Source organism: Paenibacillus wynnii, assembly GCF_000757885.1.
Taxonomy (GTDB): Bacteria; Bacillota; Bacilli; order Paenibacillales; family Paenibacillaceae; genus Paenibacillus_AQ; species Paenibacillus_AQ wynnii.
In genome coordinates this window covers 1844869-1859354 of the sequence record NZ_JQCR01000002.1, presented here as the reverse complement: position 1 = coordinate 1859354, position 14486 = coordinate 1844869, and the positions used below count along the sequence as shown (strand labels likewise).

The 14486-nt window shown below is 46.3% G+C and carries 14 protein-coding genes and 1 tRNA gene; 13 read left to right on the top strand and 2 right to left on the bottom strand.

Features of this window, described 5'->3' with window-relative positions:
* Positions 1-147 precede the first annotated feature (147 nt).
* The 8 genes from PWYN_RS10805 (at position 148) to PWYN_RS10770 (ending at position 7378) form a co-directional block, all read left to right on the top strand.
* Positions 148-1098 (top strand): ROK family glucokinase, encoded by a 951-nt coding sequence (locus PWYN_RS10805; RefSeq protein WP_036651332.1) that lies wholly within the window; start codon positions 148-150, stop codon positions 1096-1098.
* Positions 1099-1152: 54 nt separating this feature from the next.
* Positions 1153-2052 carry an RNase adapter RapZ gene (gene rapZ / locus PWYN_RS10800; RefSeq protein ID WP_036651328.1) on the top strand — a complete coding sequence of 300 codons (900 nt, stop codon included), beginning with the start codon at positions 1153-1155 and terminating at the stop codon, positions 2050-2052.
* Between the two features lie 56 nt (positions 2053-2108).
* The gene (locus tag PWYN_RS10795) at positions 2109-3044 is read left to right on the top strand and encodes a gluconeogenesis factor YvcK family protein (RefSeq protein ID WP_169744118.1); all 936 of its coding nucleotides are present in this window, start codon (positions 2109-2111) and stop codon (positions 3042-3044) included.
* 39 nt (positions 3045-3083) lie between these two features.
* Positions 3084-4013, top strand: coding sequence for a DNA-binding protein WhiA (whiA, locus tag PWYN_RS10790; protein ID WP_036651320.1), 930 nt, complete (start codon positions 3084-3086; stop codon positions 4011-4013).
* Positions 4014-4110: 97 nt separating this feature from the next.
* A complete protein-coding gene (locus PWYN_RS10785; protein WP_036651317.1) occupies positions 4111-4380 on the top strand; it encodes an HPr family phosphocarrier protein in 270 nt (89 codons plus the stop codon).
* 147 nt (positions 4381-4527) lie between these two features.
* Entirely contained in the window at positions 4528-5280 is a 753-nt protein-coding gene (locus PWYN_RS10780; protein WP_036653703.1) for an SIMPL domain-containing protein, read from the top strand.
* Between the two features lie 257 nt (positions 5281-5537).
* Complete coding sequence (locus PWYN_RS10775) at positions 5538-6638, top strand: PdaC/SigV domain-containing protein (protein ID WP_036651309.1); 1101 nt, start codon at positions 5538-5540, stop codon at positions 6636-6638.
* 104 nt (positions 6639-6742) lie between these two features.
* Positions 6743-7378, top strand: coding sequence for a GDSL-type esterase/lipase family protein (locus tag PWYN_RS10770; RefSeq protein WP_205622743.1), 636 nt, complete (start codon positions 6743-6745; stop codon positions 7376-7378).
* Between the two features lie 74 nt (positions 7379-7452).
* Here the strand turns inward: PWYN_RS10770 and clpP are convergent, their stop codons facing one another.
* Positions 7453-8049 (bottom strand): ATP-dependent Clp endopeptidase proteolytic subunit ClpP, encoded by a 597-nt coding sequence (clpP, locus tag PWYN_RS10765; RefSeq protein WP_036651302.1) that lies wholly within the window; start codon positions 8047-8049, stop codon positions 7453-7455.
* 194 nt (positions 8050-8243) lie between these two features.
* A tRNA-Arg gene (locus PWYN_RS10760) sits at positions 8244-8318 on the bottom strand.
* A 302-nt stretch (positions 8319-8620) separates the two neighbouring features.
* On the opposite strand from PWYN_RS10760, the gene PWYN_RS10755 reads away from it, so the two are divergent.
* The 5 genes from PWYN_RS10755 to gpmI all read left to right on the top strand — a co-directional run bounded on the left by PWYN_RS10755 (position 8621) and on the right by gpmI (position 14477).
* A complete protein-coding gene (locus PWYN_RS10755) occupies positions 8621-9673 on the top strand; it encodes a sugar-binding transcriptional regulator (protein WP_036651299.1) in 1053 nt (350 codons plus the stop codon).
* 116 nt (positions 9674-9789) lie between these two features.
* Positions 9790-10800, top strand: coding sequence for a type I glyceraldehyde-3-phosphate dehydrogenase (gene gap / locus PWYN_RS10750; protein ID WP_036651297.1), 1011 nt, complete (start codon positions 9790-9792; stop codon positions 10798-10800).
* 171 nt (positions 10801-10971) lie between these two features.
* Positions 10972-12153 (top strand): phosphoglycerate kinase, encoded by a 1182-nt coding sequence (locus PWYN_RS10745; RefSeq protein ID WP_036651294.1) that lies wholly within the window; start codon positions 10972-10974, stop codon positions 12151-12153.
* Positions 12154-12177: 24 nt separating this feature from the next.
* Positions 12178-12930, top strand: a complete 753-nt coding sequence (gene tpiA, locus PWYN_RS10740; RefSeq protein WP_036651292.1) for a triose-phosphate isomerase — start codon at positions 12178-12180, stop codon at positions 12928-12930.
* Between the two features lie 2 nt (positions 12931-12932).
* A complete protein-coding gene (gpmI, locus tag PWYN_RS10735) occupies positions 12933-14477 on the top strand; it encodes a 2,3-bisphosphoglycerate-independent phosphoglycerate mutase (protein ID WP_036651291.1) in 1545 nt (514 codons plus the stop codon).
* Positions 14478-14486 lie beyond the last annotated feature (9 nt).

The window sequence follows — 14486 nt, the reverse complement described above, 5'->3', positions numbered from 1 at the left end:
TGCGGAGCCGAGCCTGTTTACTCTTCCAAAAACTTATTAAATAATGCTTGTCCGGGTGTGTCGCCTTTCCTTGACCGCAGGGTGGGCTTCTATTATAGTGGGAACGTAGGATTAACTATTTTAGCATAGAAAAAGGTGGCTTGTTACATGTCTGAAAATATCTACGTTGGCGTGGATTTGGGTGGAACCGCAATCAAGGTTGGAATCTGCAATGCCGAAGGGAACCTGCTGCATACGTTTGAAGGGCCTACAGGAACAGCGGACGGCGTCGATACCGTTATCGATAACATCGAAAAGTATGTACGTCAAATTGTGGAGGACTCTCCTTATTCATGGGACCAGCTTGCTGGCGTGGGAGCGGGAGTGGCCGGCTTTACGAATATCCGTGAAGGAATCATCATACTTGCGCCTAACATAGGATTTAGAGATGTGCCGATCCGTTCCATTTTGGAGGAACGACTGAATAAGCCAGTCAAAATAGATAACGATGCAAATGTGGCTGCACTGGGTGAAGCGTGGAGCGGTGCGGGACAGGGCATAGATAATTGTGTCTGCTATACACTGGGAACCGGGGTTGGCGGCGGTATTATTATCAACGGTAAAATCTATCAAGGTTTCGCTGGTCTAGCTGGTGAACTGGGTCATATCTCTGTAGTACCGGATCTGGAAGCGATTCAATGCGGATGTGGGAATATGGGCTGTTTAGAAACCGTTTCCTCAGCTACGGGTATCATTCGTATGGCTAATGATGCAGTTGCGCGCGGCGACCGGACCACTCTATCTCTAGTAGAAAAGATTGCAGCGAAGGAAGTTTTTGATGCGGCAAAAGAGGGCGACGAGGTAGCGATCCGTATTATTAACCGGTCGGCTTTTTACTTGGGTAAATCCATGGCGGCAGTAGCTGCAGTGCTTAACCCTGAAGTATTCATCGTAGGTGGTGGCGTATCCAAAGCGGGCGATATTCTGTTCGATGAGGTTCGTCGTGTATTTGCTAAATTGGCACCGGCTCCTCTTCAAATGGGTGTAACTATCATCCCGGCTAAGTTGGGTAATGATGCAGGTATTGTAGGCGCTGCAGGCTTGCTGCTTCGTTCTTAGAACGAACAACGAAATTATATATTCATATACTAACTTTGGGGAGGGGACGCTTTTATGACCGAGTTGGACACTGTACAGCCCGGTGGGGCAACCCTGATCATTATTACGGGAATGTCTGGAGCAGGAAAAACGATTGCAGTACAAAGCCTGGAGGATCTTGGTTTTTTCTGCGTCGATAATTTGCCGCCGGTGCTCATCCCTAAGTTCGCAGAACTCATCGAACAGTCCAAAGGGAAAATCGCCAAGGTAGCCCTTGTGATTGACCTTCGAGGACGGGAATTCTTTACCGCCCTATCGGAATCGCTTACCTATATTAAGGATGAATCAACGATAGGTTGCGAAATTTTGTTTTTGGATGCTACGGACTCCGTGCTTGTACAACGTTATAAAGAGAGCCGTCGTCATCATCCGCTCGCGCCGAAGGGTATGCCGCTGGACGGAATCCGGCTGGAGCGCAAGATGCTGGAGGAGCTGAAGAACTCGGCTACCCAGGTCATGGACACCAGCAGCATGAAGCCGGTACAGCTTAAGGAGAAGATTGTATCCCGCTTTTCCCATCTAGGCAAAAGTACACTCTCCGTTAATATTACGTCATTTGGATTCAAGTACGGGATACCCATTGATGCAGATCTTGTATTCGATGTCCGCTTTTTACCTAACCCGCATTATGTGGATCACCTGCGGCCAAAGACGGGACAAGAAAATGATGTCTATGAATATGTGATGAAATGGCCCGAAACGCAGGCGTTCCTGACTAAATTGCTCGATATGCTTCATTTTCTGATCCCGCAGTATCGTAAAGAAGGCAAGTCCCAGATTATTATCGGTATTGGCTGTACAGGGGGGAAACACCGCTCTGTAGCCATTTCTGAATATTTAGGCAAAATGCTGGGAGTCAGCGAGACAGAATCGGTAACGGTTAGTCATCGGGATGCCGAACGCGATCGGCACTAACGAGAGAAGGGATTACAGTGGCTGAAGAACTAAGAGAGCGGCCGCGTATCGTTGTTATGGGCGGGGGTACTGGATTGTCTGTAATGCTTCGCGGATTGAAGGAAAAGCCGCTGGATATTACAGCCATCGTGACGGTAGCTGATGACGGGGGCAGCTCCGGCATCTTGAGGAGCGAGCTGCAAATGCCGCCTCCGGGCGATATCCGCAATGTGTTGACCGCAATGGCTGACGTAGAGCCGTTGATGGCTGACATTATGAGGTACCGCTTCAGCAGCGGTGAAGGTCTTGCCGGGCACAGCCTCGGCAACCTGATTCTTGCAGCACTTACCGACATATCGGGTGATTTCGTCACAGCTGTCCGTGAACTGAGCCGATTGTTCGCCGTTCGCGGACGGGTACTGCCCGCTGCTGCGGAGGCTGTAGTGCTTCACGCGGAAATGTCCGACGGCACGCTTATAACAGGGGAGTCTAAGATTCCTGAAGCCGGCGGTATCATCAAGCGTGTGTTTTTGGAACCGGCGGATATAGAACCACTGCCGGAGGCGCTGGAAGCCATCCAGAATGCAGATGCAATACTGATTGGTCCGGGCAGCCTGTACACAAGTATTCTGCCTAATTTACTTGTGCCGAAGCTGGCAGAAGCGGTTGTCTCCTCTAAAGCAATCAAAATTTTTGTCTGCAATGTAATGACTCAGCCCGGTGAAACAGATAATTATACCGTAAGCGATCATTTGCAAGCAGTGTATGACCATATCGGACTGCATCTGTTCGATTATGTGATTGTCAATGACGGAGAGATTCCGCCGCAGGTGCAGAGTAAATATGCGGAGAAGGGTGCCCGCCCGGTACGCCTTGACCGGGAAGCTCTAGCGGGAACCGGATATAAGGTTATTGCGGATAAACTGGTCTTGTTTAAGACATACTTGCGGCATGATACAGACAAACTAAGCAATCATATTTTTCAGCTCGTAACCGATTGGATATCTAGATAACCCTGCCAAATCTACAGGATTTAGAAAGAGGTGAGACCCTTGTCTTTTGCGGCACTGACAAAAAAAGAGCTGACGATGGTCGAGAGCCAGCCCTGCTGTGAGAAAGCGGAAATGTCGGCACTGATTCGGATGAACGGATCGGTGCAGCTTTCAAGCAAAAAGGTAGTTCTGGACATTTCGACAGAGAATGCCGCGATTGCAAGGCGGGTTTATTCCTTGCTTAAGAAATATTACCAGGTCCATATTGAGCTTCTCGTGCGTAAAAAAATGCGTTTGAAGAAAAATAACGTTTATATCGTTCGGATTCCTTCCCGTGTGCAGGAAATTCTGAACGACCTCAGAATTGTTTCCGAGGGCTTTATCTTTACAGACGGTATTGACGACGCAATCGTGGGCAAAAACTGCTGTAAACGCGCATATCTGCGTGGTGCCTTTATGGCGGGCGGGTCAGTGAACAACCCGGAGGGTTCTTCGTACCATCTGGAGATTTCCTCCATGTACGAGGAGCACTGCAAGGCGCTGGTGGACCTGGCTGGTGAATTTCACCTCAACGCCCGTTGTATTGAACGCAAGAAAGGCTTCATTCTCTATATTAAAGAAGGCGAGAAGATCATCGAATTCTTGAGTCTGATCGGGGCGCATCAGGCACTGTTCAAATTCGAGGATGTGCGGATTATGCGCGACATGCGCAACTCCGTGAATCGCATCGTTAATTGTGAGACAGCCAATCTGAACAAAACCATCAGTGCTGCTGTGCGGCAGATTGAGAATATCAAGCTGCTGCAGAGAGAAGTTGGACTGGAGAGCTTGCCGGATAAGTTGCGTGAAGTAGCTGAAGTTAGACTGGCCCACCCTGATATCAACCTCAAGGAAGTCGGGGAGATGCTGAAAGGGACGGTTAGCAAGTCAGGCGTAAACCATAGACTTCGGAAAATTGATGAGCTGGCGGACAAGGTTCGGGGCAGCTAATATTTTTTTTCTAGTGTGGATTACGTTATAATGATATAATATTATAAAATTTAATGTGAAAATTTTGGGAAGATCTCAAATAGGGGGTAAGCGTTTCATGACAAAGCACCCGGTAGTTGTACGGTTAAAGACGGGGCTCCATGCTCGGCCTGCAGCATTATTCGTGCAGGAAGCAAATAAGTTTTCGTCTGAGATTTTCGTGGAAAAAGACGATAAAAAAGTAAACGCAAAAAGCATCATGGGGATTATGAGTCTTGCGATCAGTTCGGGCACGGAGATTTACATCAGTGCAGATGGCGCCGACGCGGAGCAAGCTGTAACGGCATTGACGAGTCTCGTCAGCAAGGAAGAGCTGGAGAACCAATAATTGTAAGGCCTTACTTTGTGATTGACCAAAAGCCCTTTATGGGCTTTTTTTAATATTTAAATATAATGAAGAAATGCTGCAACTTTTCCCAGGGGGTCTCGTCTAGAGAATACAAACATTTTAAAAGAGTGAAAGGGGATGGCAAGTGTGAAGAATTGGGTTAAATCATTTGGATCGGTGCTGCTGGCAGGAAGCTTAATTATGGGGGGGATCGGCCTGAGCGGAGCGTTTAAGGGTCCTGAAAAGGCTTTTGCCGAGGATGTGCAGAAAAATATAGTAAACGTAGTAGGTAAAGGAGAGTTATCGATCAAGCCGGATATTGTGTACCTGTCCATTGGGGTGGATACATCGGCGGCAACCGCCCAAGAAGCTCAAAAAAGTAATGGTGCAAAGATCACGAAGCTGACAACGCTTTTCAAGACGACTTGGGCGATTGCAGATAAGGACATTCAAAGCACTCAGTTCTATGTACAACCTAACTACAGCTATAGTGAAAAAGAAGGCCAACAGATTAAAGGCTATAATGCCCACCATACCTTGCAAATTGCTTACCGTGACTTGTCCAAGGTTGGCGCACTGCTTGATGCTGCTTCCGCAGCGGGAGCAAATAATATCGGGAATGCCCGCTTCTCGGTTGAAGATTCCTCTGCTTTTGAAGCACAGGTTATCAATAAAGCCATGGCCAATGCGGATGTTAAAGCAGGAGCTATTGCTACAGCAGCCAAACGGAGTCTTGGTCAAGTGGTCACTGTTACTCAAAGTGATGTAAGCAACAACCCTGTCTACTATGACAATATGAAAATGGAGTCGGCTGCGGCGGATAATGCCGGCGGCACCACTGTACAACCGGGTGAGGTAAAGCTAACAACTGTGCTTAGCGTAACCTATGAATTGAAATAATATCGTAAGTACCCATAAGGGAACGTAGTGAGATGGGAGGTTTACTTCTGCTGATATAGCGGGGCGAACCTCCTTTTTTATTTCCCTTTCCTGTGAATGTGAGTTAAACCTCTCATTTTGTTTAAAGTATTGTAATAAGATGATTTGATCTAGCTCCAAATTACTAAGAAACTGTAAAGCGGATTGTAACATCCGGGCTACGCCGGTTCATTATAATAGGAAGTATTGAATGCACCAGCGAAAAGGAGAAATGGATCATGGATTATTCATGGAAAAGCAGCCGCAAATGGGGCGTTAGTTTGATAGCCGCAGGGATTGTACTTGGAGGAGGACTTCTGGGAACAGAACCAAGCTTAGCGGCATCCTCAACGGCACAAGTCAAGAAAGTCGATAGCTCACAGGTGATCTTAAAATCAAACGGGACTATAGCCCCGCAGCAAGGTATTTTTCGTGAAGGGAAGGTATGGATTCCTATAAGCTTTATGCGAGACACCCTTCATATGCCGGTTTCTTATAATAAGACGGAGAATACCTATACGATAGGATCAGGAATTAAGCAAATCAAGCTCATGGTGTCCACATATGGGAATTCCATTGCCGTGAATAATTATTTTATCCGTGAGTATGAAGGAAAGAACCTTAATAATCGTCTCTATGTGCCTTTTGAACTTTTGAGTGATTATTTGGGGTATCAGGGGGATTGGAATGCAGCTTCCGGTAGACTTAATGTACTCACCAGACCGCAAAATGCTTTGAACGTTACAACGGGGAGCTATGTGAAGTTAAAAGAAGGCGCCGACATCAAACTGGAGTATCCGCAGATCAACGGGTTAAGCAATCCTGAGGTGCAAAAGAAGATTAATGACACCTTGAAGCAGACTATAATGAGTTTTGCGGTGGCAGCTGAGAAAGAAATTGCGAATAAAACAGAAGAGGATCGCCCATACGAATTCGAAAGTAATTATATAGTTACGTACAACCAAAATGGCATCTTGAGTCTGGTTACGGAGCAGTTTAGTTATACAGGCGGCGCCCACGGAATGACTTATCGCAACGCCTTCACCTTCTCACTGAAGGATGGCAAGCGTCTGTTGCTGGGTGATCTGTTCGGAGCCAATTCCAACTACAAGAAAGAGCTTAATGCCAAGCTTAGTAAGCTGATTAAGGCTGAGGGTGGCTATCTGGGTGGATTCAATGGTCTGAATACCGAGAAATACTTTTACTTAAAAGAGGGCAAGGTCGTCATCTTCTTTCAGTTATATGAATATACAGCCTACGCTCAAGGGTTCCCAACCTACACATTCAATTTCACCGAACTACTGCCGGATGGAACCAGCCCATTTGCCAAGTTGAAATAAGGTTAAATTTCAGCACCAGCTATGGACATCTCCCCGTTACCTATTACGGCTCCAGCTCATATCCTAAATTATGAATTTAGCATATGAATGGGGAGGGGAGAATCATGAGGTACCGATATACTGCGATCGGGGATTCACTGACAACAGGATTTGGTGCGCTGCCCGGTAATGGGTTCGTGCCGGTGTACAGCAGGATGGCTGAGGCGAGGCTTCGCTCCAAGGTTGTCTATACGAATCTAGGCGTGAACGGGTTAACAACAGGAGAACTGGAACAGCGATTACGCGGAAATAGTATGTACCGTCAGGCACTTCAGGAAGCTGATCTTATCACTCTATCTATTGGTGGGAACGACCTCATTCGTGCGGCTAAATCCTCAGCGGGACAGCAAGGGAGTACCCCGGTTGTGCTGCGAAAAGCCTTGCAGGAATGTCAGAAGAACTTCGACGGAATTATGGGTACATTGTGGCAGTTGAAAAGGAATTCGGCAAGCCCTTATATTATCCGGATTGTTGGGTTGTATAATCCCTATCCAAGACTTGATGAAGCGTCTAATTGGGTCATGCAGTTCAATCGGCATGCCTCACAGTACAATAGCCGGAGTTGTGGGTTTGCATCCATTTACAATAGTTTTGCGGGGAATGAAAGAGAATTGTTATTCTTAGATCATATTCATCCTAATAAACGGGGTTACTATGTAATTGCCGAGAAGCTAAACCATCTGGGTTACGGTATGTTGTAATGAAAGATTCTGCTAATAAAAGACCCCGTATCTGCGTTTGAGGCAGATACGGGGTCTTATTCATTTCAAGTGTCTTATACACCGACTGGCAGTGTTTTCTCAATAACCTTATCAACGATACCATATTCAGCTGCTTCAGCAGCAGTCATGAAGTAATCACGATCTGTATCTTTCTCGATACGTTCTATCGGCTGGCCGGTACGCTCGGACAAAATGCGGTTCAACTTGTCGCGAAGCTTAAGAATGCGGCGTGCACGGATTTCGATGTCCGATGCCTGACCTTGAGCACCGCCCAAAGGCTGGTGAATCATAATTTCACTGTTCGGCAATGCAAAGCGTTTACCTTTGGCACCAGCATTTAACAGGAAGGCTCCCATAGAAGCTGCCATACCCACACAGATGGTAGATACATCAGGTTTAATGTATTGCATTGTATCAAATATAGCCATACCCGCAGTAATGGAACCACCCGGACTGTTCACATATAGATGAATGTCCTTATCCGGTTCCTCGGCAGCTAGAAATAGCATTTGCGCGATAATGGAATTGGCTACCACGTCATTAACCTCTGTTCCAAGGAAAATGATGCGGTCCTTCAGCAGGCGGGAATAGATGTCATAAGCGCGCTCGCCGCGGTTGCTTTGTTCTACGACCATAGGAATATAACTCACGTGGAAAACCTCCTTGAGATTGGCTGTTAGAATGTCTTTCTTAGTTACTCTTACCGTAATAACCACATGATAAACAAATTCAAACAAAAAGTCAAAGAAAGTCAAACTTATTGCAAAAAAAAAGAGCCATTCATTGGCACTTTGGTTAAATCATATTATAGGCGTTGCTAAAAAATACATATTATTAAAAATAATGGCGCGCCCGCCAAGAATCGAACTTGGATCTCAGGCTTCGGAGGCCTACGTCATATCCATTGGACCACGGGCGCAACAGAAATTATTATAATACGAATGAGATGCAAAAGCAAGGAATATCTCCGTGCTCCTCTAGCAGTAACATGATGGCTGTCTTTTATAAAGAAGCCTTATCCGCTGATAACTACCCTATATAAGAGACCCCTTAATGTTATTAATGTATAAGAAGAAAGGCGGTTGTGAATTCTACTCTCGGAAGACTTGCTTTCAGGGCAAAATTTGGGTAAGATATGGGTGGGACTTAAAAAGTTAGCCCGGGACATTTTGAGACCATGACAAAGGGAATAGAGAAAGACGAAGTTGCAGGAGTGAAAGCATGCGTAACTTATTAGAAATACAAAAGCAGCTTCTGCCTGATCTCATGGAAACCCTTAAGAGACGGTATACGATTCTTCATCAGATCATGCTGTCCGATATTATTGGGCGCAGAACGCTTGCCGCTTCCTTGAACATGACGGAGCGCACCTTGCGTGCCGAGACGGATCTTCTGAAATCGCAGGGGCTTATCGAGATCGACAGTGTGGGTATGCGAACCAGTGATGCTGGCCGCAGCTTGCTGGATCTGTTGGAGCCAATCGCTAAGAGCTTGTTTGGTCTAGACGATCTGGAGGAGAAGATACGGTCAACGTACGGTCTGAGTAAAGTAATTGTTGTCCCTGGTGATTGTGAAACATCCCCGTTCACCAAACGTGAGCTTGGGCGCGCAGGTGCCAAAGCATTGCTAAGTGTGCTTCGGAGCGATGACACGATTGCTGTAACTGGCGGCTCCACATTGGCCGAAATGGCGGATCAGCTTACACCGCCGCTACCTCTATCTTACAAGGATGCCTGGTTCGTACCGGCTCGTGGAGGATTAGGAGAAAGTATGGAGATACAAGCCAATACGATTGCCTCAACAATGGCAAAACGAGTTGGAGCGCAATACCGCTTGCTGCATGTTCCAGATCTGCTTGGTGAGGATGCATACCAGTCCCTTGCCCAGGATTCCAATACAAGGGAGATTGTGCAGATCATCCGTCGTTCACGTATTATTGTTCACGGAATTGGAGACGCCATCGAAATGACTCGACGCCGGAAGCTGGATGAGGCAACGGTCTTGGAGATTCAGGAAGAAGGCGCGGTAGCCGAATCATTCGGTTATTATTTTAATGAAGATGGGCAGGTTGTTCACACTATGCTTACGATGGGACTGCGTCTTGAGGATATCATTCGCACGGAAGTCGTAGTCGGTATAGCTGGGGGTAAACGCAAATCCAAAGCCATTCATGCCATGCTCCGGTTTGGGCAAGAGGATATTCTTGTGACGGACGAGGCGGCTGCAGTGGAAATAGGCAGAGAAATTGATGAACATGTACAATTAGTGCACTAGCTTCCATTTTGTGGGGGGCGCAATCTGTTTTTTTGCATTATACTTAACGTTGTTGTCTTGACAAGCTTAACGGCCTGTCTTGAATAAATAAAACGAATTCTAGGAGGAACTATTCAATGAGTGTTAAAGTTGGTATTAATGGTTTTGGACGTATTGGACGCCTTGCATTCCGCCGTATTCAAAATGTAGAAGGTATCGAAGTGGTAGCAATCAATGACTTGACTGATGCTAAGATGCTTGCACATTTGTTGAAATATGATACAACTCAAGGAACTTTCAAGGGTGATGTTGAAGTTCATGAAGGTTTCTTCAAAGTAAACGGTAAAGAAGTTAAGGTTCTTGCGAACCGCAACCCTGAAGAATTGCCTTGGGGCGAGCTCGGCGTTGATATCGTACTGGAATGCACAGGTTTCTTCACAACTAAAGAAGCTGCTGAGAAACACTTAAAAGGCGGAGCTAAAAAAGTAGTTATCTCTGCACCTGCTACTGGCGATATGAAAACTGTCGTTTACAACGTAAACCATGACATTCTTGATGGTACTGAAACTGTAATCTCCGGTGCTTCTTGCACAACGAACTGCCTGGCTCCTATGGCAAAAGTTCTTCAAGACAACTATGGTATTGTTGAAGGTTTGATGACAACAATTCATGCTTACACTGGCGACCAAAACACTTTGGATGCTCCACACGCGAAAGGCGACTTCAGACGCGCTCGTGCAGCAGCTGAGAACATTATCCCTAACACAACTGGTGCTGCTAAAGCAATCGGTTTGGTTATTCCTGAACTTAAAGGCAAATTGGACGGTGCAGCTCAACGTGTTCCAGTAGCAACTGGTTCCCTGACTGAATTGGTAACTGTTCTTGAGAAACATGTAACTGTTGAAGAAATCAATGCAGCTATGAAAGCCGCTTCTGATTCCGAATCTTATGGCTACACTGAAGATGAAATCGTATCTTCCGACATCAAAGGAATCACTTTCGGTTCCCTGTTTGATGCTACACAAACTAAAGTATTGACTGTTGGCGACAAACAACTGGTTAAAACAGTTGCTTGGTATGACAATGAAATGTCCTACACTGCACAATTGATTCGTACTTTAGAGCACTTTGCAAAAATCGCTAAGTAATATTGATTTTATATAAGTCCAGTTCAAGAGCGGAAACAGAACGTCCTTGTTTCCGCTCTTTCTGAGAAAATAAGCAAAGTATAAGGTTGACTTCATACTTTGCTTATATTTCTTGAAAGTACATTCTTTGGATTCCTGACCGTATAAATTTTGGGTGTGGAGGAAATAGACATGAATAAGAAAAGTGTTCGTGATGTAGAAGTTAAGGGTAAACGCGTTTTCGTACGGGTGGATTTTAATGTACCTGTAGAAGATGGCAAAATCACCGATGATACACGTATCCGCGAAACCCTTCCAACGATTAAATTTTTGATCGAGAACGGTGCAAAGGTTATTCTTGCAAGCCACATGGGCCGTCCTAAAGGCGAATTCGTAGATTCCATGCGTTTGACAACTGCAGCAACTCGTCTGTCTGAACTTCTGGGCAAACCGGTAGCTAAAGCTGATGAAGCTATTGGCGAAGCTGTAAAAGCTCAAATCGCTGAACTTGGCGAAGGCGATGTAATCGTTCTTGAGAACGTTCGTTTCTACCCAGGTGAAGAAAAGAATGATCCTGAACTGGCTAAGCAATTCGCTGAGCTTGCTGATCTGTTCGTAAATGACGCTTTCGGCGCAGCTCACCGTGCTCATGCTTCGACAGAAGGTATCGCTCATTTCTTACCAGCTGTATCCGGTCTGTTGATGGAGAAGGAATTGTCTGTTCTGGGTAAAGCTCTTTCCACCCCGGAGCGTCCTTTCACGGCTATCATTGGCGGTTCGAAAGTTAAAGACAAGATTGATGTTATCGATAACCTGCTGACTTTGGCTGACAATGTTCTGATTGGCGGCGGCCTTGCATTTACATTTACCAAAGCTCAAGGTCACGAAATCGGTAATTCCCTTGTAGATAACGACAAGATTGATACTGCTCTTGGATTTATTGAAAAAGCGAAAAAACTCGGCAAAAACTTCCTGCTTCCAGTAGATGCAGTTATTGCTGACAAATTTGGCGCGGATGCTAACACTAAAGTAGTTGATGTAGCAGATATCCCAGAAGGCTGGATGGGTCTGGATATCGGTCCAAAAACTGCAGCAATGTATGCCGATGTTATCAAAAACTCCAAATTGGTGGTTTGGAACGGACCTATGGGTGTGTTCGAAATCGACATTTTTGCCGAAGGTACGATTGCAGTAGCTAAAGCTTGTGCAACTACTGAAGGTTACACTGTTATCGGCGGCGGAGACTCCGCAGCTGCAGCAGAAAAATTCCACCTGGCTGACCAAATGGATCATATCTCCACTGGCGGCGGCGCATCACTCGAGTTCATGGAAGGCAAGGCGCTTCCTGGCGTAGAAGCTTTGAACGACAAGTAAGACGTAGAAGGAGGCTATCAAGTTATGAGAACACCAATTATCGCAGGCAACTGGAAGATGTTCAAAACGGTTCCGGAAGCCGAAAGCTTTATTTCTGAAATCAAAGGCCAAGCAGAAGTAGAAGGCGTAGAGACTGTAATCTGCGCGCCATTCACTAACCTGCCAGCTTTGGTAGCAGCAGTAAAAGGCACAACCATCAAGGTTGGCGCACAAAACCTACACTTCGAAGATAACGGCGCCTACACAGGCGAGATTAGCGGCGTAATGCTGAAGGATCTCGGTGTGGATTATGTTATCATCGGACACTCCGAGCGTCGCGCCTATTTTGGCGAGACTGACGAAATCGTGAACAAAAAGATGCATGCGGCATTCCGTCACGGCATCACTCCAATTGTCTGTGTAGGCGAAAAGCTTGAAGAGCGTGAAGCTGATCAGACTAAAGATGTGTGTAAAGTTCAAACTGAAGCTGCATTCGCAGGACTCAGTGCTGAACAAGCTTCACAAGTAGTTATTGCTTACGAGCCGATCTGGGCTATTGGCACAGGTAAATCCTCTACTTCTCAAGATGCTAACGAAGTTATTGCTTACATCCGTACCCTTGTAAAAGGTCTGTACGATGAAGCGACAGCTGAAGTTGTTCGTATTCAATACGGCGGCAGCGTGAAGCCTGAGAACGTAACTGAATATATGGGCCAAAGCGATATCGACGGCGCGCTTGTTGGCGGTGCCAGTCTGCAACCTGCTTCCTTCGTTTCACTAGTTGAGGGGGCGAAGTAAGGATGTCAGCACCAAGACCCGTTGCTTTAATCATTATGGATGGTTTCGGATTGCGTAACACAGCTGAAGGCAATGCAGTTGCCCAAGCTAACAAACCTAATTACGACCGTTATTTGACTCAATATCCTAACACAACACTTACTGCTTGCGGTGAAGCTGTTGGTCTTCCTGAAGGGCAAATGGGCAACTCCGAAGTGGGCCATTTGAATATTGGAGCAGGACGAATCGTATATCAGGATTTGACTCGCATTGACAAATCTATCCGTGACGGTGAGTTCTTTGAAAATGAAACACTGGTTGCTGCAGTAAGAAATGCCAAAGCAACCGGCAAAAAGCTTCACCTGTATGCGCTTGTATCCGACGGAGGGGTACATAGCCATATTAAACACTTGTTCGCCATGCTTGATCTTGCCAAGAAAGAAGATATGCATGAAGTGTATATCCATGCTTTCATGGATGGCCGCGACGTGGCTCCTGACAGCGGGCAAAAGTTCGTCCAAGATCTGATTCACAAGATTGAGGAAATTGGCGTAGGAACAATTGCTACCGTATCCGGACGTTATTTCGCGATGGATCGCGACAAACGTTGGGAACGTGTTGAGAAAGCTTACCGCGCTATGGTTTATGGCGAAGGCCCGAAATATACCGATGCCCTTCAGGCGATCACTTCTTCTTATCAGAATTCTGTGTACGATGAATTCGTTGAGCCAAGTGTCATCGTAGACAGTGAAGGCAAGCCAGTAACAGCAGTTGAGAGCGGTGATTCCGTGATTTTCCTCAACTTCCGTCCTGACCGTGCCATCCAACTGTCGCAAGTATTCACCAACCAGGATTTCCGCGGTTTCGAACGTGGACCCCTGTTCCCACAAAATCTACACTTTGTATGCTTGACCACGTTCAGTGAAACGGTGCAAGGCTACGTTGCCTACTCACCGAAGAATCTGGACAACACATTAGGTGAAGTACTTGTACAGCAGAACAAGAAGCAGTTGCGCATCGCGGAAACTGAAAAGTACCCGCATGTTACCTTCTTCTTCAGCGGTGGACGTGATGAGGAACTTCCTGGTGAAACTCGCATCCTGATCAACTCTCCTAAAGTGGCAACTTATGACTTGCAGCCAGAGATGAGTGCTTACGAAGTGGCGGCGGCCTGCGTAGCAGAAATCGAAGCGGATAGACAAGATGCTATTATCCTGAACTTTGCTAACCCTGATATGGTTGGACACTCCGGTATGCTGGAGCCAACAATTAAGGCAGTTGAAGTTACGGATGAATGTGTGGGTATGGTAGTAGATGCAGTAGTCGCTAAAGGCGGCGTTGCAATCATTATCGCGGATCATGGTAATGCGGATATGGTGTTTGACGAGAACGGTCGTCCGTTCACGGCTCATACTACTAACCCAGTTCCTTTCATTCTTACATCTGAGAATGTTGTACTGCGCGATTCCGGTATTCTTGCAGACGTAGCACCGACGATTCTGGATCTGATGGGACTTCCGCAACCTGCGGAAATGACCGGACAATCCATGATTGCCAGCCGCAAGTAAATTCCTATA